The 25358-nt window shown below is 45.8% G+C and carries 18 protein-coding genes; 1 reads left to right on the forward strand and 17 read right to left on the reverse strand.

Annotated features, from left to right (window positions below; all coding sequences use genetic code 11):
- Nucleotides 1–46: 46 nt before the first annotated feature.
- The 16 genes from BMW71_RS24010 to BMW71_RS16265 form a co-directional block, all read right to left on the reverse strand.
- Nucleotides 47–178, reverse strand: a complete 132-nt coding sequence (locus BMW71_RS24010) for a hypothetical protein (RefSeq protein ID WP_262485673.1) — start codon at nucleotides 176–178, stop codon at nucleotides 47–49.
- Complete coding sequence (locus tag BMW71_RS16190) at nucleotides 179–1618, reverse strand: pectate lyase (RefSeq protein ID WP_177179678.1); 1440 nt, start codon at nucleotides 1616–1618, stop codon at nucleotides 179–181.
- A 409-nt stretch (nucleotides 1619–2027) separates the two neighbouring features.
- Entirely contained in the window at nucleotides 2028–2966 is a 939-nt protein-coding gene (locus BMW71_RS16195; protein ID WP_092176314.1) for an NAD-dependent epimerase/dehydratase family protein, read from the reverse strand.
- 356 nt (nucleotides 2967–3322) lie between these two features.
- Entirely contained in the window at nucleotides 3323–3487 is a 165-nt protein-coding gene (locus BMW71_RS23745) for a hypothetical protein (RefSeq protein WP_177179679.1), read from the reverse strand.
- Nucleotides 3488–3568: 81 nt separating this feature from the next.
- Nucleotides 3569–5125 (reverse strand): sulfatase, encoded by a 1557-nt coding sequence (locus tag BMW71_RS16205; RefSeq protein ID WP_092176319.1) that lies wholly within the window; start codon nucleotides 5123–5125, stop codon nucleotides 3569–3571.
- Nucleotides 5126–5442: 317 nt separating this feature from the next.
- Nucleotides 5443–6714, reverse strand: a complete 1272-nt coding sequence (locus BMW71_RS16210; protein WP_143057648.1) for an alpha/beta hydrolase — start codon at nucleotides 6712–6714, stop codon at nucleotides 5443–5445.
- A 216-nt stretch (nucleotides 6715–6930) separates the two neighbouring features.
- On the reverse strand, nucleotides 6931–7434 hold the full coding sequence (locus BMW71_RS16215) for a cupin domain-containing protein (protein ID WP_092176324.1): 504 nt from the start codon (nucleotides 7432–7434) through the stop codon (nucleotides 6931–6933).
- 226 nt (nucleotides 7435–7660) lie between these two features.
- Complete coding sequence (locus tag BMW71_RS16220; protein ID WP_143057649.1) at nucleotides 7661–10117, reverse strand: PAS domain S-box protein; 2457 nt, start codon at nucleotides 10115–10117, stop codon at nucleotides 7661–7663.
- Between the two features lie 578 nt (nucleotides 10118–10695).
- Nucleotides 10696–12165 (reverse strand): sodium-dependent transporter, encoded by a 1470-nt coding sequence (locus tag BMW71_RS16225; RefSeq protein WP_092176329.1) that lies wholly within the window; start codon nucleotides 12163–12165, stop codon nucleotides 10696–10698.
- Between the two features lie 381 nt (nucleotides 12166–12546).
- On the reverse strand, nucleotides 12547–13125 hold the full coding sequence (locus BMW71_RS16235) for a hypothetical protein (protein ID WP_143057650.1): 579 nt from the start codon (nucleotides 13123–13125) through the stop codon (nucleotides 12547–12549).
- A gap of 93 nt (nucleotides 13126–13218) precedes the next feature.
- Nucleotides 13219–13782 (reverse strand): Crp/Fnr family transcriptional regulator, encoded by a 564-nt coding sequence (locus tag BMW71_RS16240; protein WP_092176337.1) that lies wholly within the window; start codon nucleotides 13780–13782, stop codon nucleotides 13219–13221.
- 169 nt (nucleotides 13783–13951) lie between these two features.
- Entirely contained in the window at nucleotides 13952–14362 is a 411-nt protein-coding gene (locus BMW71_RS16245; RefSeq protein ID WP_092176339.1) for a hypothetical protein, read from the reverse strand.
- A gap of 53 nt (nucleotides 14363–14415) precedes the next feature.
- Entirely contained in the window at nucleotides 14416–15438 is a 1023-nt protein-coding gene (locus BMW71_RS16250; protein WP_092176342.1) for an SDR family oxidoreductase, read from the reverse strand.
- A gap of 25 nt (nucleotides 15439–15463) precedes the next feature.
- Nucleotides 15464–15838 (reverse strand): Dabb family protein, encoded by a 375-nt coding sequence (locus BMW71_RS16255; protein ID WP_092176344.1) that lies wholly within the window; start codon nucleotides 15836–15838, stop codon nucleotides 15464–15466.
- A gap of 483 nt (nucleotides 15839–16321) precedes the next feature.
- Nucleotides 16322–18007 carry a C1 family peptidase gene (locus tag BMW71_RS16260; protein ID WP_177179680.1) on the reverse strand — a complete coding sequence of 562 codons (1686 nt, stop codon included), beginning with the start codon at nucleotides 18005–18007 and terminating at the stop codon, nucleotides 16322–16324.
- A 455-nt stretch (nucleotides 18008–18462) separates the two neighbouring features.
- Nucleotides 18463–19140, reverse strand: a complete 678-nt coding sequence (locus BMW71_RS16265) for a hypothetical protein (RefSeq protein WP_143057651.1) — start codon at nucleotides 19138–19140, stop codon at nucleotides 18463–18465.
- A 389-nt stretch (nucleotides 19141–19529) separates the two neighbouring features.
- Between BMW71_RS16265 and BMW71_RS16270 the strand changes: the two genes are divergently transcribed.
- The gene (locus tag BMW71_RS16270) at nucleotides 19530–23783 is read left to right on the forward strand and encodes a hybrid sensor histidine kinase/response regulator transcription factor (protein WP_177179681.1); all 4254 of its coding nucleotides are present in this window, start codon (nucleotides 19530–19532) and stop codon (nucleotides 23781–23783) included.
- Between the two features lie 238 nt (nucleotides 23784–24021).
- Here BMW71_RS16270 and BMW71_RS16275 read toward each other — a convergent pair whose 3' ends face one another.
- On the reverse strand, nucleotides 24022–25350 hold the full coding sequence (locus BMW71_RS16275) for a hypothetical protein (RefSeq protein WP_092176355.1): 1329 nt from the start codon (nucleotides 25348–25350) through the stop codon (nucleotides 24022–24024).
- Nucleotides 25351–25358 lie beyond the last annotated feature (8 nt).

Genomic DNA, 25358 nt, shown 5'->3' on the forward strand with positions numbered 1-25358 from the left:
TTTCCTGCAGAATTTCCGGTATTGTTCCTGCTGGGAATCACCACAGCTAGCCCATGGCCCCTGCGGCATTCGGGCAAGGAATTCTATCGATCACCCCATCGAAATCGATCACCCCATCGGATTGCTTGTTCAAAAAGTACGCGGGTTTTTCGCAGGCAGGAATTCTTCCAACTAGCATTTAATTGGTCCTTTCCGAAATTTTTTCCAGTTGATTGTTCAATTCCAGGAATTCACACAGCGTGGCTACATTTTTATTAAAAACGCTACTGCTAATGCGATCCATGGTAAGGTATTGGCCGTTCCAGCGCTCCCCTCGTGGCATATTCTTTTTAAATCGATCGTTTTTTGTGATCCAGGCTCCGGATTCCTCTTGTTCGTCCAGTATACGCACCACATCCCCGGAAATATCCGCAATACGGCGCGTCAATGCTTCTTTTGAGTTCGTGTACTGTTCGGCTTTACGCAGATCCTCGTGGCCCATTTCAAGGGCTTTTTCATACCGGAGGGTACTTTTCTCAAGCGGTACCTGCAGATCCGTCTGATACGCATATCCGGTTCGGCGTTCGGGATGCAGATCTTCCAGCTTTTCTACACGAATGCGGGGTCTATCGTAGTAAAGCGCTTTGTTTGTTCCGAGTTCTACAAAGCGGGCCCACATGCCGTTTTCCATCCGTACTTCCCGAAGCCATCGCAAGGCATCGGGGATGGGTTCCAGCAAGGTTTCGTTTCCGAGGATGAGGTACAAATCGATCAGGGTATTGATGTTCTTAACGGTAACAGATGGACATACTGCTGGGGGCTCGAAGGTGCGCGCCCAGGCCGGCTGAAGAAACTCGTTGTATTGTTGCGCCCAACCGGGTTGGGGTGGAGGCAGTTGGGAGATCATCAGAAACCGGGCAGCCTTGCGCAGGCTTTGTTCAATGGCCTCGTCCCCCGGATAGTACCGGTAGGCCTCCAGCATGACGCGAATGCAATCGTTAATCCCCCCGTCATTGAAAGTGGCATAATCGTGGTAATTTCCTTGTTTGGGGTACTTGTGAGGCCAACCCCCGTTGTCCAGCTGGGTTTTCAGCATCATGTGTATGGCTTTTTGGGTGGCCGCAGTCAACAGAGGATCGTCTACTAGCTGATCCAAGGCCATCAAAAAGCTAACGGCCGATTGGCTTTGATTATCATCGAAACTTACTACTTCGTTGTTCAAATTAGTAAAATCGATCGTATGATCCCATCCGCCGTGTTTGTTTTGCCCCCGAATCAATGCATGTGCTGCCTCTTTGGCGAATGCCAAAGCCTGCCTGTCAGAAGTGACCCGATAGGCACGCAAAAAGGATTGGCCCACGGCGGGAGTACCCGGAGGCTGAACCTCAATGGTATGTGCATCGGCAGGACTTTCTCCCCACCGCATCGATAGGTCAGGAGTTACGTAGTAGACATAGCCTCCTTCGGTATTCAGCGAGTGAAAAAATGCCAGTCCTTTTTTCAATGCCGCATGCGTCCGCTGTACTAAGTCGTTTCGCCCGGATACGGGCGCCTGGGCATGCACAGCAATCGGAAATACAGTCGGCAGTAGACCAACAGCGATCGCGAAAATCAGTATTTCCTTTCGGTAGGATATCATTTTTATGGGATTATTGTTAAAAACAGGCCGTACGGATTTAGCTGTTTGAAAATACATAAATCCCGCCAAATTGCCATTATTCGCTTGGGTTTTTCTACACTGCCTGTATTAGAACGATCGTTCCATTTCTTGCGGGTGCGTGTTCGGGTGATGTTAGCCGGCATAAGCTGTATTCTCCGGATCGGTCGCTTTTCAGGATAGGCACCTGGCCCCAATTGACACCGAACCATCGTTTTTTTAGTCCCATGTCTGGAAATCGGATACGATCGGTAGATCGTCAAAAAGCCCGGTTGTTCAACGTATACGGGGAAAACGCCTTACCGAAAAGGGTCGGGACCGGGAGAAATGGAGTAATCGTCCTTTTTCATAAACTCTTTGATGGTGTTTTCTTTTACTTCCGTCATCATTTTTATGAGGAATAATTATTCAAAGGAATGCTTACTGGTTTAAAGCTTATTCCCAAATCCTTTATTGCCAATTCTGAACTATAAACAATTTCAGGTTTGCCTACCGGAGGTTGATTGTTGAGCATCAATGTAACATCTGAAACCCTGTAGCTTTCCCCCGACAAGAGATAGTTTTTCCCATGGATGTTTTTGATTACAGCCGCTTTGTAAATCGCCTCGGCAACATCTTCTACGTCTACCAATGCCCATAAAACATCCACATCATAGATCATTTGTATGAATGGGTTGGGCGCAATTTTATTTTTAAACAGAAATTGTATACCCGTTGAGGTGGAATCCTGTCTGTTTGATAAAGATTTTCCCATTACACCCACAGGCGAAACAGAGGTAATTTCAAAATGCAGCTTAGGGTGGTCAGTGATAAATTTATTGACGGTCTGATTGGCGATAAACTTTGCCTGGGCATAAGGAATGCCTTCTTCGCTCATAAAAGGTTGATCATTTTCAGTGATTTGGTCTCCTTCCGTTTTTCCTGCAGGTAAAAATGGAAAATTGGTGTTGTAAGCCGCAACAGATGCAATAAAAACGACTTTCTCAATTCCGGGAATCGTAAGAACTGCTTCCAGAAAATTTTCCGTTCCCTTGATGGTCGGGTCAAACAGGTCTTTCTGAAGGTCTTTCACATCCAATTGGAAGGGGGTTCCTCCATGAATTACTACTTCACAGTCTTTAAGAAAATCCATAAGCTCTTGCTTATTTTCGACATCGAGTTGAACGATTTCCAGATTCTCGGCATTTTTGAGGCTGAGTAAATGCTCATACTTTTCTTTTTTGGAAAGGTCTGTAGTTGATACTTTTACCTTGTATCCTTCATTTAAGAACTTTTGAGTGTTGTAGCTTCCAATAAAGCCCGAACCTCCGATGATGCCTACTGTTTTCATGTGTTAAAAGATAAATTTACGCCTACACTATTCGGTGGTCGACATACCCGTTTTTATTATTGTCAGTTCTTCGGTTATTATTTTCGGTTGCTGTTGGAATAATCAAAATAGCTCCATGATTCGGCATTCGTGATTTTCTATTCCTGATTGGTGGTACAACTCGAAATGGCCAATATGATCAGTACAGGTGAAAACAAAAGTTTCATGATTTCCTGGCTTGAATTAATTTGGTAGTCGATTAAACTGTAACTCCGAATAATTTACTTCATTCAACGTTTCCACAGCTCAGGCTTAGGACGAAAGGGGTAAACTACTTTCCCAATGATCGGAATTATTTTCTGAAGGAAGATTTTTAATTAGTTAATATCAGTGATAATGGGTGGGCCAACCCGCGGATGAAAAAAGTTAAAGGCACGGGCTTTGGAGCCCAGTTCGTTGAGCTGCTTACCCGTCAGGCTGATGGAATATTGATGCAGGATGTCAGTAACGGAACCATGACTAAAAGATACCGCCTTTACCATTGTTTTTGTGGGTTGGTACGAACCGTTCCACGCATTCACCGCCAATTATTTACCAACAGGGAATCTGATCCATTTTGGCTTTTAAAACGATTCAAAGTTATTCTTCTTTACCAATCCGTTGCTGTCGATGGAATAGCCCTCCGGGGTACCGTCTTTCCAGGTCAATTCAGGCACCATGTCCAGCAACACGTTTCGGTGTTCTTCGATGACCTGTGTGTTCTCTTTTTTATAGGCCACATTATCCCATTCGTTGGGATCGTTTTCGTGATCGTAGAGCTCTTCCAGGTTGATCTCCGGATAGTAAATGTACCGGTACCGCATGCTTCTCACGGCATGCCCCGTGACCCCATTGGGTTTGGGGTTGGGAAATTTGTAGCTGGATACGACCGGAGCCGTTTCGGTACCGGGGTCGTTTAGTTGGGGCACCAGGCTTCTTCCATCCAAGTGGGAAGGAGGAGAAAAACCCGTTAGCTCTACCAGTGTGGGGTACAGGTCCATAAGGCTCACGGGTTGGTCGCAACGGCTGCCTGCCTGCTCCATACCGGGAACGGAAATGAGCAGCGGCACCCGGGTGGACCGTTCCCATAGGGTGAATTTTTCAATATTGTCTTTTTCGCCCATGTGCATGCCGTGGTCGGACCATAATACCACGATGGTGTTCTCCGCGTAGGCCGATTGTTCCAGGGAGTCCAGCAAGCGGCCCACCATGGCATCGGAAAACGTGATGGAGGCGGCGTAGGATTGGATGATTTTTTCCCATTGCTCGTTTTCCAGTACCCATTCCATGATATACCGGCGGCCATGATCGAAGGCATCTTCCAGGTCGTTTTTTCGCCGCTCGGGTAAGACAATGTCTTCCAATGGATACATGTCGAAGTATTTTTGGGGAACCTCCCAGGGATCGTGGGGTTTCCACATACCCGCAGCCAGGAAGAAAGGCTTTTCGTGTGGCTGTTGGAGCTGGTAACTTGCCCAGTCTACGATGTGGTAGTCGGCCATTTTTTCATCCGGAACGGGGATGGCACCCCAGGTCCACCAGCCATCTGCCCCGCCGCCGGGCCGGTTTTCGTTGTCCACGTCTTCCGGATAAATGACGTCCTTGGGGGCGCGGATTTGGAAGGGATGGGAGATGTAGGGGCTTGGGTAATAAAAATCCCAATTGGCCGGCTCTACCTGGCTGGTTGGCGACCAGGGAGGTGCCTGGCTGTGGTAAATTTTACCCGCGCCCAGTGTTTTGTAGCCATTTTGCTGGAAAAATTGCTCCAGGGTGACCACTTCCTTCAGTGCTTCAAATTCCCGCCATTTCGGGCCGTCACCCCAATACACGTTTTCTGCCCCCGAACGGGCATGGTGCACGCCCGTGAGAATAGCCGCCCGTGTGGGTGCGCAAGCCGGTGCGGGGGTGTGGGCATTGGTAAATACCATGGAAGCAGCGGCAAGCCGATCGATGTTAGGGGTATGGATTTTCATGCCCGCATGTCCGGATAAAAACCCGGCCCAGTCGTTCATATCGTCTACCGCGATAAATAGGATGTTTGGCTTTGTTTCGTCCGGTTTTTTCTCCGGTACACCACATGCCTGGATTAGCAGGATTCCTGCTGCTACCAGGAAAATATCTTTTGGGAAAAGGGCTCTCATTGGGGGCAGTGTTTTTCTTGTGACTCGAACATTGAATATAGATTAAAAAGATGACCGGTGCAACTCTGGTATAGCCAGCAAAGGGCCGAATTGATCGATACCGGTGATCTAGCCATTTGCGGGCACAATGGATCGAGGATATGGGTTGTGTAAATGATCGCTGGATAGGCCATTGGGCGCTTCCGCCCCTTCGTAAGAGTCTGTTCCACTGCCATTACGCGAGGCTCCTGGGGCTGGGCATAAGCTTCTGCCTTGCATTTCCTGCGTTTGTTCGGAAGGATAGCACCGTTGCCGGTATTTGCATTCTTCATTTTTCCTTATTCCATCACCCGTTCATTATCGATCACGGTCAGTACGCAGGGAAAAGCCAGGTCGGGATCTCCCCGGTGCGAAAGGCTTTGGTGGATGGACAGAAGGGAGCGCTTGACCCGTTTTTCTGCCAGGGTCTTGCCCTGGTACTTGACGGTAATTGGGGCATCCAAATCCAGCATCCGGTCATTTAATAAGAGTTCCAGTTTGCTGCTGTAATTCGACAAAATATTAATTTCGTTGTTTTTGGGATTGTATTCCACGTGGATTTCCCCGCCGGTTTCAATCTGTTCCTCCGGCACGCCCAACCAATAAAAACGGCGGTGATGCCGGTCGTCCTGTTTCCACACGATTTTTTCCGGAATGGGATTGCGTCGGTGAGTTGCCATCCAGGGCAAAGCCACCGCATCCTGCAATTTCATCCAGTGGCCCAATCCCTCGTGCAGGACCACCTGGTGTCGGTAGGTTCCGGGTGCCTGGTTTTCCAGGCTATCCAGCAGCAGCTTCCACTCCCGGGCTTTGCTATTTCGGTCGTAGGCAGCATCCAAGGCCCCCATGTGTAGCGCAAAAGGGACGTTTTTTAACCCCAGGGGGGAGGTTTCATTGGGATGCCCGGCCATCATGGCGGCGGCTGCCCAGCGGTCGGCCATGCGTGGGGCCAACTGATACACGCCATCGCCGCCGGCCGAATAGCCCAGCAGGTATACCTTATTGGGGTTTACGTTTTCCAGTGCCACCGCCAGTTGAATCAGCGTGGTAAAGAAATCGTCGATGTGTGCTTCGTGCCAAAGGTTCCAGGTATTGGTAGGGGCACGTGGGGCCAGGTATACCCCCTCCATTCCCTTTAATGTTTGATCGTACAAGTGCTTTTGGTTGTCGTATTGCCGGTCGTTTGCTTCGGGGCGCGTATTGCCTCCCCCGTGCAGGGATAGGTATAGGCTCCTGCCATCGGCAGGGGCATCCCCAACTACCTGGTAATAAAATGGCATGTTCAACCCGTCAAGCTGCAATTCCCGGGAATCCCATTGTTGCTGATAGGTACGAAGTACCTGTTGCTGATGGTCGCGAAAGAGCCTATCAGTGAAACGTTCTGCCTGCTCTTTCGATAGGGGTGCCGCTGCGAAATCCATGTTTTCCAGTGGTTCCCGTTCGGAAATTGGCTTTGCTAACCACTGTTCCAGCCCTTGGTTGCTATCAGCAGTGACGATTTTTTTTTCAATGCATCCGACCCATGTCATCGGGATTATCAATGCGAGTAGTGGAAGTACCTTCGTATTCATGCGCTGCGCCCGGTATCCGGGGGATGGGGTTTTTGTTCTGTTTATTTGACCCGATAAGCTAGGAAAAATAAATTGTATTCGCATCCACTTCCAGGGTCAATAATGCCCGCTTCGGGCTCTTTTTGCAGAACCGACGAGATGGTGCCGGGTTTCTGGGCCCGTTTCGGTGATTCGGTCCAAAGAGATCCAATCACCGCATGCAGGGAATTTTATCCCTCATTGGCGGGTCAGTTTCTGGATAAGTTCCGCTTTGTCCGGAAAACGAGCCTTGAGTGCATTTTCGGAAGCGAGTTCAAAGTCAGCAAAACTAAATCCGGGTGCTACCGTGCAGCCAACCAGGGAATAGCTGTGCGGCTGGATCACTTCTGCGGCAAACCAATGGCCTCCCGGAACAACAAACTGAGGAACCTCGCCTTTTTCCAGGTCGCGTCCAATCCGGTGAATCGAATGCTCTCCCGTCTCGGATAACAAGTGGAGGCGTAGGGGAGAACCTTCGTAAAAATGCCAGATTTCATCCTGCGTAATCCGATGGAACGCCGAAAAGTCCGCGGAAGTAAGTAGAAAATAGATACAGGTGGCATGGTTTCGCTTGCCAGTGTAGGCAGAACCCAGTGCGGCTTCGGGGATTTCTCCGGCACTTCGGTAGGTTTCCCGAAAATATCCACCCTCCGGGTGTGGTCTCAAGTCGAGTTTATCTATTAGGCTGTCTATCGATTGCATCGTTTGTTGGGAAAACCTTTCAATTTACCGAGTTCGCTTCGGTTATTTTCACTAGAGAACAAAAAATCACCTATACCTGTTTTCCGCGCGGTGATGGAAAGAAGGCCATCCAGCTGTGCGGAAAAGTCATCGGTTGTAATTGATAAAAAAAAACCGCAAAATGCCCATCGCCGGGTTGTGGTACGGTTTCTTTTCCGAGCAACTGGGAGCTGACGGCGATAAGGGGTTACTTGATCTGTTCCGTTTTCTTGACAATTTCGTGAATCAATTGATCCATTTCTTTTGCAGACTTGCTTACGGCTTTCGCAATTTCTTTAATTTCCGATCTTTCCAGGGTAATCGTTGCGTCTAAAAGGGAACAAAATCCCAAAATATTTGCCAAAGGCCTTCTGAGTTCGTGCGATTGAATCCACGCAATGGATTTAAGGTTTTTATTTTGTTCCAAAATTGTCTCTTGGTTTTTTTTGAACTCCGTCACGTTTTGAAGGATAACGATCGTAAGGTTTCTTTCCCCATCTCGAAACGAATTCAGGCTGCCGTTGAAATACAACTCTTTTCCGGATTTGGTTCGGGCCGGGATGTACCGTCCCATTTGAGAAAGCTTGCCTACCCTCTGACGGTATTTTTGGACAAGTTTCCGGTGGTCGGTATGGAATCGATCCGGGATCAATAACTCAATACCTTTTCCGGTGATTTCGGAGGAATCGTAGCCAAAGACTGTTGTGAAATCTTCGTTTACGAATTCTATTAAGTCTTGATCGTTTACGATAAGCAAGGGGTGCGGGATCGATTCGATTATTTTTTGAAGGCGATGTTCGTTGCTTTCGATCATCAATTGTGAATTTCTTATCTCAGTGATGTCTGAAAAAGCGACCAACACGTTTTTTAACTGTCCGGATTCGGTATCGAAAACGGGTTCACTATTCACAAGAATCCATGCAAAATCGGCTGCTTTTTTTTGGACGCCCATGATGTAGTTTCGGACAGGTTCCCCGCTGCTTAGTGTGACTACCGCAGGATGCTGCTCGGGCGAGATGGGGTTGCCCTTTTCGTCACAGGCATTCCAGGATTTGTCAAAGGAATCTTTACCCAGAAGCTGTGACTTGGTAAGTCCCAAAATCCGCGCCGCCGCTTCGTTACAATCGATCACAGGGTTTGTTCCATTCATGCCGTGCAACACAATGCCTTCCGATAGCAAATCGACCATTAGCCGGTATTTTCGCTCACTTTCCTGCAGCTTTATTTGTCCCTGCCTGGTTTCTGTTAGATCTTTTGAGACGAGCGAAGCGCCAATTACCTCCCGTTGTTGGTTCCTGACGGGATTCATTGTCAGCTGCCAAAATCTACCTGCCGTCCATCCCTCCAATACATTGGTGTTTCCATCCATGGCTTGCTGAAGCTGCCGGGCGTAGCTTTGCCCATCTGTCAAATAGGGATAATCCATCGAAGATGCCCCAATCGTAGGCTCGCTACCGAAAATCTGCGTATATTGATCCTTACCGGCCTGGTTAATAAATCGGAATGCAAATCCCTTATCTACGTAGCTGATCCCTTCGCTGGTACTTTCGTAAATCGCCCGCAGTAATTTATCTTGCTCCACGATTTTCCGTTCAGCGTCGACCCGTCCGGTTACGTTTCTCACCAAAACAATGTACCGGTCGTCTCCCAGGTTATTTAGGCGTCCCTGGTAATGTTTTTGTATCCCCTCAATTTCCAGGGAATACAGAACTTCCGACACTTCTCCCTCGTGACGAAGCTGATCCAAAGCAGCTGCTAATTTTTGCGATACATCGGGCGGGAGTGATGTGGAATAATGCTTGTTTAGAAAATGAGCGGGGCTTGTGTACAGATCCTTCGCATCAGCTTTGTAATCCAGAATTACTCCGTCTTTATCCAGAACGAAGAGCATATCGGGTATGCTCGCTAGTAAACCTTTCCGGTACACTTCAGACTCTTTCCTTGTGTGAATGTCCCGAATATGTATGACCGTGTCCATTTGCTCACCATCCACCGGGCAAAAACCGAACTGGTACCACAGGCCATCAATGGCAACTTCTTTGGATGAGGTTTGGTTTTTTCCGAGAATTTCCCCAATCCAGTTATTCCCATCCAGGGTTTTGATGGCTAGTAAATCGCTTATATCGGCGCCCACGCAAATGGGAGACCGGAACAATCGACCGTAGGTGGTACGCGAAGCTTCGTTAAACAATACCACCCGAAAGGAAGCATCGACCAGGATGTAAGCATCCGTGCTGCTATTAAAAACCTCATAAAACCGGAGGTCTGCCTGCACCCGTTCTTTGGCAGATTTTTTGACCTCGGTCAGGTCGTACCCGATGCACAAAATGCCCTGGGGTTCCCCTCCCTCCCCTGATACCAATGAAAACCCCCAATTTGTCCAAATAAAATCGTCTCCCTGTTTTTGGGGTTTCCGAAGTTGAACCGCTACTTCCTGCCCGGGATTGGCAAGGCAATACTTTGCGGCCTCATTGGCCTTCGAAACATCCGCTTCGTGAACTGTTGCCGAGAAAGGTTTTCCAATAAAATCCCCGTCTATAAAAGAAAATCGCTCACAAAAGAGTTGATTCACAAAGGTGTAATTCCCTTCCAGATCGGTTACAACCACTGAGAACAGGCCCGAGTTGATAAGGTAATCCGGAATCAGATTAGTTGGTGGCGCCATCCATTTTGGTTTTTCAAACAATAAATTAAACTATATTCCGGCATTGATTCCGTTAAATAATCCTTTGATAAAAAAGCTTTCATTGAGAGGGCTAAAATAATAAAATAATTTTTATAAAGAAGCTATACATAATGTATTTGATAGGATATGCTGGTTTTGGACGACGCCTCGACGTTCGTTAGGGTACTGGCGCCATGGTTCAACTCCCGTAGCGGCTCGCTTCGTCCAAAAAAATGATCCTTTAAATTGCAGACGGTGCGGTTGAAGATTTTTCAAGGGTACACAAAGAATGGGAGGCTTTTGTTCGTTACTTTTGCATCCGGGTGTTTTTTCTTTTCTGTTTTGGTGCAGAAAAGTGGCTAAGGGTAGGGCTTTCAGCCAGAAACCCGCCCGGAGCACCTTGGGCACTTAAATAATCCTTCCTTTTAAGCGGGCCGTATCGGATACAAAAGAAGCGAGTCGGCGTTTTTTTTCACCCTACTAACAGGTAAAGACCGGCATTCTGGGTTGTTTTCACTTTGCAGGCAAGCGAAACGAACCCATTCTCCTTGCTTTGGCAAAAAGGAAGTAAATAACCGTCAGTCGATTAGCCCCAATTTAAACAAGACCTTCAGGGATTCCGCTCCAAGGAGTAGCAGCATCAATAGGGGAATCACCCACAAAAACGTCACCTTTAGTAGTGTTTTAATCGACCTGCCTGGGGAATATCCGCTGACGGTGATCTCCTCGAACAGTTTTTCCAGGGTCCAGGTACCCCGAATAAAAGCGGACAAAAGAAAGGCTCCGGCTAGCAGGCAGAAAGTGCCGAAGAAATCCAGGATAAAGTTAAAATAGCCCATGGTAATGGTACCGTTTTCTTTGTCACCGTACCCCAGAAAATCGGTGAAAAAGGCAGGGGATTCCGGGTTAAAGGATAGGATGGCTGGTACACTGAAAAGGAAGATACCTGTTCCGATTAGCAGGGAGTAGGTTTTCCGCCGGCCGTCGTTCCCCTTGGAAAAGTAATTTACCGCCGGTTCCAGCATGGAAATGGTGGAGGTCACGATGGCCAGGTTAAACAAGGCGAAGAAACCAATTCCGATAAGCCTTCCCCAAGGTTCGCCAAAGCTATAAAAGGTATCGACCAGGTTGATAAATACCAGGCTGGGGTTGAGGCCAACCTGCCCGGAGGCAGCAAAAAGCGGAATAATCAACAGCCCAGCCAAAAGCGCCACGAGGGTATCGCTGTGTACGATGTAATGGGCATTGGAAACCACATGGGTGTTTTTGTCGATATGGGTCCCATACGTGACCATGGAACAGGCACCCAGAGATAGGCTAAAAAAGGACTGTCCCAGTGCCTCGATGATGCCAATCCTACCGCTGCTGTCCATCGCAAATAGGGCCGGGAAGTCGAAGTAAAAATTGGCGTAATTCACCCGCTCTCCGGCGACAAAGGGCACGGAGAGGATCAAGCCCAGCATCATCAGCACCAGGAGTGGGATGAAGCGGGTACTGACCCATTCGATTCCCTGTTTGATAGTGTTGGCGACAATCGCCACGGTCGCCCCCATGAAGATTCCCGAAAAGAGTAGTACTTCGTAGTGCGAACTCACAAACTTCCCGAATAGGCCACCTACTCCCGCTACGGAGGGAGCATCTGTTGCGAGGGCTGCCGCCACCGCAGCGGTGATTTCCTGGTACTGAAAGAGGTACAGGTACAGGTAGTAAAGGGACCATCCCGCCACCACGATGTAAAAGGACAAAATAAAGCAGCAAGTAATCAGGCCAAACAGGCCGGCAAAACCCCACTTTCTCCCCCCGATGCCACGATATGCCGCTACGGCATCGCGTTGGCTGTGTTTGCCTAGCGCGGTTTCGCCAATCATGAGGGGTACGCCTAGAATAAACGTAAACAGAACAAATACCAAAATAAAGGCCAGCCCTCCGTAGTGGAATACCCGTGCCGGGAAGAGTACCAGGTTGGCGATGCCCACGGCGGCACCGACGGAGGCGAGAATGTGTCCGGCATTGCTGAATTTGCCGGGCAAAAGAGCGAGTTTGCGCATGCGTAGGAAGGGTTTGGTGGTTAGTGGTTTACCAGGTGCTGGTTTGACCCCACTTTCTCTTAGGGGTCAGTTTTTTTTGCCAGAAAACCAGGCAGCTTCCGTATCAAATTTATTCAAAAATTTGGTACGGAAGCTTTCGTCCGATTAATTTTTAATCCCCGAGCAATCAATCGCCGGCATGAGGAGCAAAATCGGTACCGCCTGGGAAATCCCTGTAGCAACGGTACCGGCAGCCTTGACGCGTCCGCCGATACAGGCCGGCCACGAGCAAGGAAAACCCCGATTGCATTCCACAGCGGCTTTTTTCAGAGTAAGCGTCCTTTTCCCTAAACGCATTCTTGGGGCTCGTATTGGTACGGCACATGGTGTCCATTTGCGGATTTAAAAACGAAGGCCAAAGTTTAGAATTCCTACGTAGACCGCCCGTTCCCCGTTGGCGTCAGCTATCGGGTGCGGGTTACTCTTTGCTGCGACGTAGTAAAAACCATGCTGGACGCTCAGGTATGGATGGAATCTAGCGTTTGCTCGTTTTTCCGGTTTCATCAAGTCCCATCGATACCCCGTCAACAGTCCAACCTCATAATCCCAACTGGTATAATCGTTTCCGTTCAAGGCATTGTTTCGGTTAAAGCCCGGACCAAATGCATTGTAAAACTCCAGATGCAGACCCTTCCAGACATATTGCCTGTATCCAAAGGTCAGGGCATAATTGGCAAAATCTCCTTCTTTTTCCCTGAATTCAAAAGGTCGGATGTGATACCCAACGAATACATCACCGGCCAGGTCTTTTTTTCGCCAGGTTTCGTACGTTACCTGTCCTTTGTACATGTTTCCTGGAAAAACTGGCCACAGTACGTTTACTTCCACACCCCATTTTTTTGATGGAACGGCATCCACCTGGGCATGCAGTTGGAAGGATAGGGCTATCAAAAACGCCCCTAGTGTCATTGATTTTTTCATTGTACCTCGATTTAGTTTGTAAATGATGGTACTAAATTCGGGGCTGGGAAAAATAAAAGCATTGACCAAAGTCAATAACGTGGAGGGGCGTTGTTATTTTCTTGTGCGGATTCGACTGAGTGTTTCGGGCTTTACCCCCAAGTAGGAGGCAAGCATGTACTGCGGCACTTCTTGTAATAGCTTGGAGTTTCGGTGTACCAGTTCCTGGTACCGGTTTTCCGGATTGTCGTGCAAAAAGGAGTCAAGCCGCCTCGTAACGGTCAGGTAAAGGTTTTCGGCGATCAATCTCCCAAGGCGTTCCATGTTTTTGTGCTTGTCGTAGAGCGCAAGCAGGTCTGCTTTGTTTACCTTGTAGACGAGGGTCGGTTTCAAGGATTCAATAAAATGATCAGAGGGCTTGCCTGTGAGGAAACTGCGGTAATTGGTCACAAAGTCGCCCGGGAAAAAAAATGCCGTGATCTTTTCTTCCCCCTCCCGAACATAGAAAAAGCGGTAGATTCCTGTGCCAATAAAGGCGATGTAGTCACAGACTTCCCCTTGTCGCAAGAGAAAGGTCTTTTTTTCGTGGCTTTCTTTTTTTAAGCAGGCAGCGAAGTCTGCCCATTCCTCATCGGAAAGCCGTAAAAAATTATCGAAGTAGGCTCTGATTTGATCCATTTTACAGGGGGTATTGGAAAAGCAAGCATCGCTGTTCGGCCTTACATGCGGGCTGTTAGACGCTCGGTAGTCAGTTACACAAAGGTAGATTGCTTCGCTGGTACCTCCAAAAAAATCAGGGTTCGGCACCTGGGTAAGAGCACGCGTTTCCGCATGTTTTATTGTCTCATCACGGTTTCCTGGTTTCAGAAGCTTGGTTTCCCCGGATATAGGACACCACAATACCAAAAATACCAAATTGAACTATGTGAAAAGCTGCGTTCATTAGCCATGCGGCAAGCGGCATCGTATCACGTGTGCCATAAAAAATCAAAAAAAGCGGTAGATACATGAATGTGCCTAGGGTTGAACCCTGCTTAAATCCTTCTCGGACCTTATTGCCTCCTTTTGCCAGTTGACCGTAAAGGTATGAAAACATAAAAGAGGCGATAAGTGCACCCGGTAATACTGCTGTCATTAGACGTTCTTCGCGTGCGGCTGTATCCTGAAATGGGAAAAAGTAGGTGTACCATATCAGGTTTGTAATGCAAAACAGGGCAAAGAAGGCTAAAGTGCTAATGATAAGTTTGTTAGTTGTCATAAGATTTGGGTAAATGGTGGTTGATGAACAGTGTATCATTTGCTTATCATTGGCTATTTATTTTGATTCAAAGCCTGTTCTACTGACTGAGCCATATCCAAAACTGATTTTTTAAGAGGTACAGGCTCCCAGTCAAATGTTGCTTCCGTATCGCTGATATCTACCGCAATGTGTTTACCCACACTTGTTAGCAAGGCGCTTACCTCCGGGTCAAAAAGACCTATGAGTTTTAATAAGAAAAGCGGAGCCTTTTTTGTACTTGCCTTTTTATACCCGTTTTCCTTTAGAATAGCAGCGATTTCCGAGAAATGCGTGGTTTGTTTTCTGGCCGCAATAAAACGTTTTCCGTTAATGCCTTCTTTGGTAAGCGCTTGTACATGCAGTTTGGCCACGTCTCTCACATCGATCATGGGGAATGACAAATCAGGTATCATGGACATCTTTCCGCTAATCATTTGAGTGACCATACCCATGCTTGCACCGTCCAGATTATGGGTAATGGACGGACCGGTTATTCCCCCCGGATTGATTACTACCAATTCAATAAGATGATCGCCTTCCTGTGTATGAAAGAAGTCCCAGGCTGCTTTTTCCGCCATGGTTTTGCTTATGGCGTAGGTACTGAGATTCTTGTCAGATAAATCCGTCCAGTCATTTGGTGAAAACCGGCCCCTGTACATATGGGAGCTCATAGCTGCGGTGGAGGAGGTGACCACTACTCGTTTTACCTTCGCTTTTTGAGCTGCCTTCAATACGCGTAGCGTTCCTTCTACTGCCGGTTTGATGAATTCATTTTCATCCCTGGTTTGCTTGAAATAAAAAGGGGACGCTACGTGGAGTACGTACGCACAATCGTGCATTGCCTCTTCCCAGCCGTCATCTTTAGTGAGATCGAGTTCGCAAAATTCGAGTTGATTTTTTGGGTCGATCAATTTGGCAATGCCATTCCTCACTTCTGCTTCTTTTGATAGACTTCTAACAGATCCCTTGACCTGAAAGCCCTGCTTAAGTAATTCCAGAGCACAATGCTGACCGACAAATCCGGATATACCGGTTACGAGTACTTTATTTTTCATAATTATAGGATCGATAGGGCAGGGCTTATTTCCAGTAATCTACAATGCTGGCACTCTTCACTAATTTTGGCCTAAGTGCTACGATGCGTCCGTGATCTGGGTGTGCTTCATAGGCATCATAGGCTGCTTGTGACTCAAAGACCATGATGATTATCGTATCAAAATCATCAGACGAAAGGGTTATGTCCGCAATACTTACCTCCTCACAGCCGTCAACTTTTTCCGGAAAGCGTTGAAATAGCGTCAACGCTTCCTCTTTCAGCTTTAGGTCTACACCATCGGCCCATTGAATAATGAGTATATGATGCAGTTTTTCAGCGGTAGGATGCTCTTGGGCAGCCAGCTGAGCTTGGCAAATCACCAGGAGCAAACAGAAAGACAGGGTTTTAAGAATTTTCATCGTTTAATATTTAAATTTTTAACAATAGGACGCATTTAAACACATTAGAATTACCCTTCCTTATATCGGACTATAAGTTCGCTGGTCCAACTATCTCTGTATTACCTGGCAGAAAGTGTGTTTACACTAAAACCGATAGCCCCTAGTTAACAGGTAACTAGACAATTTGATGAATTAATATTTCCCAGGAATACTTTTTTCTCTACTGACCGGTTCCTCCTATTTTGATACTTTGTTAGAACAAGTCAACCTACAACATAAACGTATCCAAGGTCAACTGCACCGATTGTAATAAAGCTGCCTCAATTCACAATTAGTTGGTTTTATTTAGTTATATTGGGTAATGGATACCCTGAGCTTTCAATTCCCCAACAAATGGTTGTGTTTCTTTTTTACAGGGTTACGAGAGCATTGATAACAAGCCCTCTAAGAGAGGATTCATATTCATCTGGAACAAAATAATATTCCTTTTAGTAGAGGCTATTACTTCGTACCGTAGGTAGGTAGACTGCCTATGCTTCCTTTTACTAAGTATTCATTGGGTAGATCCTTCGCTTTTTTGTTATAATTCTGGATAGTAATGGTTTTCCAACTAAGTAAATCTATGTATTCAGCTTTTATGGATTGGATATCATAATTATCCTTAATTTCTAGTTCTATTTCCCCTCCTTTTTTTAAATCAGTGGACGACCACACCGATGGTAAATAACCAGGGATAACATAAGTAACCGTAAATCTAACTACCCAATCCGACGAGTTGGAAAAATGATAGGTCATATCCCTGACTACTGATACATTGGAATTAGGTTGGGAAGTCGTCTCAACTACTTCAAAATCGCCAATTTTATATACCATATTATCAATACCTACCGCTCCACTGGCAAAGAAACATAAACCTTGCATTCCCCATTGTGGCCCCCAACTATTTTGAATAGCCCAAGATGGAAATCCATTTTCACCCTTTGAGGGGTTACCATACCCAATGATTAATACAGCATGACCACCAAGTTTGGGTTCGGTACTTGAAACCCTTCCTCCATATAATCCATCGTTTCTTACATAGACGTTGAAATCATCAAATACATCATAGCGGGTTAACAAAGCATTCCCATTTTTGATTTGGTCCCGCATTTTTTGCAATCCTTTTCCAGGATCTGCACGCTCTACTATTAAGTAGGATACCGAATTATTATCTAAAAAGTATTCTCTTACCTCTCCATTATTATTGTATGAGAAATAACTTTTTAGTTGTAATGCTTTTCCAGGAGTTGGCTTGAATGGTATAGGATTTTTTAATAAATAATTCAAGGATCCTCCCTCAGATCCCGATGCATATTCCCAACCCGCAGTTTGACTATCTCTGTTTCTATATAGCGCTTCTCCATCAAATAATTCATAATTGATTGAAGGCAAAGCATTTTCCTTTAAATATGCCATGGCCAAAGCAGCTGTAGTTGCATACCCAACACAGGCTCCTTCATTTCCCTGATCTTTAATTGGGATGGTGACCTTGACTGCTTCTATTTCATTAGTAGGAGCATAATCTGTCCTCGTCAGTTTGGAACATACGATCCTCCATTTTCCAGATTCACCCCCCGACTCGAAGTTTTGGGCAATATAATTTCCATCTTCTTTATCGGCATTAATAGTGATAGAACCTATTTTATCATCTGGGTCAAATCCAAAAGCAGGATTTTTACCAGAATCTTCTTCCCACAAATCGAATCGAACGTTATCCTCCGCATAATAAGAGCCCGGCATCATCCAATATTCCTGTTTGGAACCTAATAAAAAGGGCGTTGGGTTCATCGTTCTGGGGCCTATTTTTTCCTTAAATTCTCCGTCCACAAACACTTCTATATAGAGTTCGTCAACATTATCTCCAAAATCCCCTGCTTGTAAACATTGCACCCCATTTATCAGGACAGTAAAACCATTCTTAATTTCCCCTGATATTTGTTCAATATCGAAATGTCCCGCAATTCTGTCTGTTCCCGCATAATAGGAGGCAGCCACTTGCTTTGTCTTGCCGTTTTTGAGATGGTAGCGGGTCCAGTACCGGCCATCGTCAGACTGTATTGTATATTTCCCATTGGAGAGTTTATTCAGTTTAAAAAGCGTAACGGGATTAGGATTGGATGGGTCAGGAACACCTGTGGTAGTAATCATAGTAAGGTTCTCCGTTTTTTCACAACCGCCACACCTGGCTAAGTATCGGCCATCATAAGCTTGGAATGCTACCCTATCGCCATGACGGAGAACGGTGAATATCTCCGAACTGCGGGGAGTTGAGCCAGTATAAGCAAAGGAGCTCGTAAATCTAATTGAGCTATAATTCATATTCTGGCAGTCTTCGCAAATGGACAAATAGCGACCAAGATCTGACCTAATCGTGACTTTTGATCCATGGGAGAAGTCCTGAGCAAAAAGGCCTAAGGTTGTAAGATGTATTGCTATGACTAGTAGAGTCAATTTTACATTTTGCGTTTTCATATTTAGATTTTTTTTAGTTGAAGTTGAATGTCATCAGCCACTATGATTAATAAATTATTTTCACTTAACTATCTAAAACTTAGCAAATAGTTGTTTCAACGGTATGATCAGTGTTGATTTATTACTCGATATCAAGGAAGCATAATTGAAGCAAGAAAGTTGGCCCAACTTTCCGACAAGCCAACCCCGACAATAATTCCTAAGCCAACGATAATGGTAACAATCCCAATAAAGGTTATCCCCTGCACTTTTTTAAGCGTTTTCTTATCATACACCAGGGGCGCAAGGGCTAGCAGGATCAAGAAAAGCAGGCTCAGGAATTCATTAATGCCCATTGCCCGGGTTAATCGGCCCAGCGAAGGAACTAACATGGCCAGACTGGCATACAGGATAAGTCTTTTATGGATAACTGGACGCTGGTAATGGTAAAGGGCAAAGGCATACAGCATAATAAAAGATCCCATCATTACTATACTGGCCATAACGATAGCCGCATCTTCTGAGCGGGTATACCTGTTGATGGTCACCAATATTCCGGAAACCAAAATGCCTATGGCCAGGACTACGCTTGACTTACCCAGGCGCTTATGTAAAGCAATATTTTTTACCCTTATCAGCCCGGCCTGAACGACCACCAAAAGGTACCACAAGGTCATGCACGTTCCATGTGCTACCAAATAAGTGGAATTCGGAGGGATACTCTGAGGATTGACAATCGCATTTAATCCAAACCCCCCTACTGCGATAATGAGCATCAGGCAACTGAAATAAAAGAAAAAAGGGTCTCGGATAGTACGTAAAGCTGACATGAGCCTATCATTTTTATATAAAATAGGATGAAGGTTGTAACTCGCATACCATTATTTTAATGGCCTGACGGAGGTGAAAAATGGGCGGGTTTGTTATTAATCCGGCCTATACAAATATGGCATTCAGACAGAACTTTTACCCGCACATATTTTGCAAAAAACAGGATTTATATTACATTACTAAAGCTTTTTACCTAAAACCTTACATTAAATTCTTAGTACTACCTAAATAAATGTATAAATATTCCTTTGTATGGTTCAGGTCCGGGCCAATTTGTTTTAATCGGAACGTTCCGGGCCATTTGTTACTGGCTATTATTTGCTTCTCCTGTCAGGAGGGCGCTAATAGTACCGGGGACAAAATTTCTGGTACATCAAAAATCGAGGTAGTGCTCCAAACCCCCCAAGGAGATACCATCCCCACGGGCGTACCTTACCTATTGGCTGGACAAAGGATCTCTTCCGACACATTGCCTCCTCCTGTGTCTGTCGATACGAGTACTTATATTATTCCTGCTAAACAACCTAAAAAATACCCGGTAGAGCGGGTCAAGGTGACCCAATGGCCAGAAAATCTGCCAAAGTACATTCCGGGGCAAAACGGTGTGCCCCCCCCTCAACAAATAGACCTTACTGCCGATACTTTGCCCATCCCCATGCCCGTTTATTCCAGGGCCTTGCCTTTCCGTAGCATTTCCATGAATACCCGGCCATTTCAGTTTATGGACATGGAACAAGGCCTACCCAGTGATTTTATCAATTCAATTTTTGAAGATGCCAAAGGGTATTATTGGATGGGGAGCACAGACGGCCTAATCCGATATGATGGAAAAAGTTTCCTGAGTTATGATTTGAGTCCATTCATAGTTCAACCGAATGTAAGTAACATGGTGGAAGATAAAAACGGGGATTTGTGGATGACACTTGATTACCAGTCGCTTGGCAGGTTCAATGGGGAACAACTCATTGTTTACCATTATACCAGCGATTTTCCAGGAGAATATGTCAAAGGTATCATGGAAGACCGGAAGGGCAGGATCTGGCTTAATTTAAGTAACGGAATAGGGAGATTTCACAACGGACACCTCATTCGTTATGCCACCGGACAGATGGATATAGATTTCAACATCAATCAGCTTATAGAGGACAATGACGAGGTTTTATGGACCATCAATAAAGCAGGGATAAGTAGTTTTGACCTCAGGGCAGGTTTTGTTCAGTACCCCTTCTCTATCGATTATATCAACGTGAATTACCGTCTGATAATGGACGGAGAAGGGATTTTATGGCTGGCCAATGGCATCTACCTTTGCCGGTTTTCAATGGAAAATTTAGTATTTTTTACTTCACCTCGATTACAAGAAGATTTATTAATTGGACTGAATATAGAACAAAACGGAACGATATGGGGAGTACACGCTTCTTCTGCTATAAGCAATTTTGATGGTGAACAATTTACTTTTTATGGAACAAATCAGGTCTTTCCCGATGTAAGGGCCCTCACAAAGGTGAGCTTGGTAGATACTGAAGGCAGGGTATGGGCAAACACCAATGGGTATGGGATACAACGGATCTCCCCGAAAGTGATACAGCATACTAATTTTGAAGGGGTGTCAAAAAACGCGGATATTTCTGCAATCGCAGAAGATTCTACACAGCACGTATGGTTCGGTACGCATGGGAACAATGGAGCTATAAAATATGACGGCATCACCTATACCCTTTTCCGTTATTTCAAGCAGGATGAAAACAATCCTGGAGCCGTCATCAGGTCTTTGTATGCAGATGGCCGGGGCAATATCTGGATGGGCGCAATAAAAGGGGGTAGAAGCTTGGGAGGACTATATAAATGGGACGGAAATCACTTGTTGTGGTTCACCCAAAATGAAGGCTTGCCCGATAATGATGTTTTTGCGATTACTGAAGACCAGGATGGTGCTATCTGGTTTGGGTCAGGAACGGGCATCTTAACCAAATATGACGGTAGCTCTTTTACCAAATACCCGGGGACCGGTACTATCCGGGCACTGATTACTGACCAGCAGGGTACTATTTGGGCAGGAACCGCTGGAGCCGGATTAAGAAAATTTGATGGAACGTACACTACATTCTTCACGCAAAATGAGGGATTGAGCAGCAATTCCATTGTTTCGCTGCTGGAAGACCAAAACGGGAATATCTGGGCTGGCTCCCCAGATAAGGGATTGAACCTTTTTAACAGGGAAAAGGAAACCTTCACTACCTATACCACTGAAGATGGGCTGAGCAGCAATGATATCTGGACAATTACAGCAGATAGGGCAGGTAACATTTGGGTGGGTGCAGGAGATTGCCTCAATTTGCTGGTACAGGATCAGGAAAAAGAGGGTCTCTCTTATAAGATTTTGGACTATTGCGATGCCGACGGGTTGCACGGTGGTGAATTCTATGCCAATGCGACACTGCTCGATAAAGAAGGGCGCATCTGGTGGGGGAACAACAAGTCGGTCTCGATGCTACCCGCTGGCGTATACCCCATTCAAAAAACGCCAAGGGTCGAGTTGACCTCGGTAGAAATCGACCAAAATCCTATCGATTTCCATTCCTTGTCGGAACGTAGCCGGACAGGTAAAGCATACTGGTCGGAAAAGGAACGGGAGTTGGGGCTGACCAGGATGAAATTTAAAGAAGCAGTACCTTTCCATAATTATCCTACGGACTTGGAATTGCCTCATCATTTGAACAGCATGGGTTTTCGCTTTTCAGCCTTCCAATATCCGCGTACGGACCAGGTACAGTTTAGCTATTTTATGGATGGGCTGGACAATGCCTGGAGCTTGGCCAGTCCAGAAGACAGGGTGGATTACCGGGGGTTGCCTCCCGGAACATTTACCTTTAAGGTAAAGGCTGCTGGTATCGAACAAATATGGAGCGAACCATTTGAATACGCTTTTATAATCCATCCACCCTGGTGGCGAAGTTCCTGGGCTTACCTCATTTGGTCAGCTTTGGTCGGACTTGTACTATTTTCTTTTTACCGTTATAAGGTCAACAGAAAGTTGGAGCAGCAAGAAGCCCGTCGGGTAAAGGAACTGGATGTCCTTAAAAATCGATTTTATACCAATATCACCCACGAATTCCGAACCCCGCTTACCGTAATACTGGGAGTGGCCGAGCAACTTGCCGATCAACGTGCATGGCCCATTAGTAAAAAGGAATTCAGTCGGGGAATCTCTTTGATTTACCGAAATGGGAATAACCTGCTCAGGTTGATCAACCAACTGCTCGATCTTTCCAAACTTGATGCCGGGCACCTGAAACTAAATATGGCACAAGGAGATGTCATCACTTACCTGAAATACCTGACAGAATCTTTCTACTCGATGGCGCAGGATAAGCACATTCATCTTACTTTCTTTTCAGAAGACAAAGAAGTGATCATGGATTTTGATGAAAAAAAGATACAGCAGATCGTTTATAACCTGTTGTCCAATGCGATCAAGTTTACCAAGAAGAAGGGTAAGATTATTTTTCATGTAGAGAAAAAAATGGATGCAGGGAACGCAAAACTACACATAAAGGTGATAGATACCGGGATCGGTATACCACCCGATCAATTGTCTCACATATTCGACAGATTTTATCAGGTAGACACCTCCTCGACTCCAAAAGATGAAGGAACCGGGATAGGCCTGGCCTTGACCAAAGAGCTTGTGGATATGATGAAGGGAAGTATAGATGTAGAGAGTACGGTGGGAAAAGGTACAGTCTTTCATGTTCTGTTGCCAATTTTTAAAGATAGTGCCCCTGGTAATTTTGTTTTTGACTGGGTTCCCGGGTGGGGTACCGACAAGATGGCAAATGTCAAGGAGGGTTCTTCTTCAAAAAAGGTAAATTCAAGGATAGCAGGTTCCCCGATAATATTGATCATCGAGGATAACCGCGATATCATCACCTATGTTGAAAGCATATTGGAGAATTATGTTTTTTATTCGGCAGAAAATGGACAAAAAGGTATAGATAAAGCCCTTGCTCTAATACCAGATATTATTATTACCGATGTGATGATGCCGGAAAAGAATGGCTTTGAGGTATGTGAGGCCCTTAAAAAGGACGAGCGGACAAGTCACATCCCTATCATATTGCTCACGGCAAGGGCTACGCAAGAAGACAGGGTCGAAGGCCTGGGATATGGGGCCGATGCCTACTTGGCCAAACCCTTCCACAAAGAAGAATTGAAGACACGGATTGCCCAACTCATTGCTATCCGAAAAAAGCTTCAGAAAAAGTATTCGAACTTAGTAAAGGATTCCCCACAAGAAACAGCTCCCACCACAACTCCCGGCCCGGAAGAGACCTTCCTGGAAAAACTCAAAGAGGCAGTTCTGGTCAATCTGGATGATTCTGAATTTGGTCCGGCCCAATTGTCCGATTCGGTAGCCATAGGTCAAATGCAGGTCTACCGCAAATTAAAAGCATTAACCGGAAAAACCCCTTCTCAGTTTATTCGCTCCATCCGCCTGGAAAAGGGGATGAAATTATTGCAAACAACCGAAATGACCATCTCAGAAATAGCTTATGAGGTTGGGTTTTCAGATCCAAATTATTTTTCCCGTACCTTTCAGTTAAAGTATAAAATTACGCCGAGTGATTTCCGAAAATAAAATATAATATTTGCTGCCTGGTGCCAGGGGCCTCACTAAATTTTCAAGGAATTATTATCCATCTGCACTTACTCACTCATCGATTGAAAAGGTACATCCTCTTTCCTGGAAATGCTGATCCTTCGGGCGGATACGAAAAAAAAAACGATTAATCCGGCAAACTTACTTTATCTGTAAACTGCAGGTTTTGACGGACCCTTCAGGCCTGGTAGGAGTATTCTGACAAAGAAATATTTTGCTATTGTAAATCAATGGCAAGGCGCAATTCGTTTGGTTGAATGGCAATACTTTCATTGGTATATTCCACCTGCATTTGAGGCCCATTTCCTGGAAGGGTAAACTGTCTGAAGTTTGTCAAATCGTAAGAGCCACTTCCGCTCAGCTGAAGCGGAAACTGCATAGATAAAGGTGTGAAACCTGTGTAATTAACTGAATTGGCTGTGACCGATAGCTGCAACCCGTTTTGTTGCCAGCTGGTAGTAAAGGGTAAAAAATGGTTCAGTACAATGTTGATGAGGAAAGACATGGAGATGGTCAATGACATAAATACCGGAGCAAAGAGGATAACGCCTAAAACTACCAGCATACCGGAAGTGGAAATCTGTGTATTGATATTGGCATCGTAAATAAAATCCAGTTTAGGCTGGGTGGGTGCTCCTTTTATTTCCGGAGAAACTGCGGCACGGAAGGATATTTTGGCTTTTACACGGCACCAGCATTTTCCCCGCTTTGCTTTCAATGATCCGGTAGCCACGACCTTGTCTTGTTCAAACCCAACATGAATGGAATTAAGGTAGATTTTCCAGCTTGCTACGCGGAATTGTGAAGGGACCCATCCCTTTGAAATTGCAATTTGAACTGCTGCACTGATCACCTTATCATTCACCACAGCTCCAATGCTGGTATTTGGAGGGTTAAAATGTTTTAATTGCTGGCCTACACCCATGGATGGGGCGGTCAGGTTAAAATCGGAAGCCAGGAGCAATGAAGTTGGTAGTACAGTTCTCTGGGCGGTCAGTAGCGGGCTATTTGGTGCAAAGCTCAAGCCCAGAATGCCAAAAATATCAATCAGGTCCCAAACCGGTATTTCCACTTTCCGGATCAGTTTGAAAGCCATCCAAATGCCAAAGGAAACGAGCGGAGCAACTATACCGTTCAATAGCCATTTTACCATGAAATTGCCACCTGAAAAACTGATTTTTACAGATAGGGTAGGTGTAATTTTAATGACCACCCCCTTGGGTAAGCCAGCGGCGGTTCTCGACAAATCAAGTTCTACATCGTTGATGGTAAATGTCATGGTCGTATTGACAATCTGAATGCCGAACAGCTTCATCTTGAAATCAGCCTGTGCCTGCAGGTCCGATGCCACGCCGCCAAGTGGGGCCGGATCTTCCAAATCCAATAGTTCCAGGTCTTTTACAGTGGCCTCGAACGAACCTATTCGTCCCAGCTTTGCCTGATACGTTAATTGTGCCAGTAGATGCTGTAAAAATTTATCCAACACAAGATTTATAACCGTTTGGTTAATCTCAACCGCCAATGTAAAACCTGCTGCCCATGACATAATGGTTT

The sequence above is a fragment of the Cyclobacterium xiamenense genome, from assembly GCF_900109255.1.
Classification (GTDB): Bacteria; Bacteroidota; Bacteroidia; order Cytophagales; family Cyclobacteriaceae; genus Cyclobacterium; species Cyclobacterium xiamenense.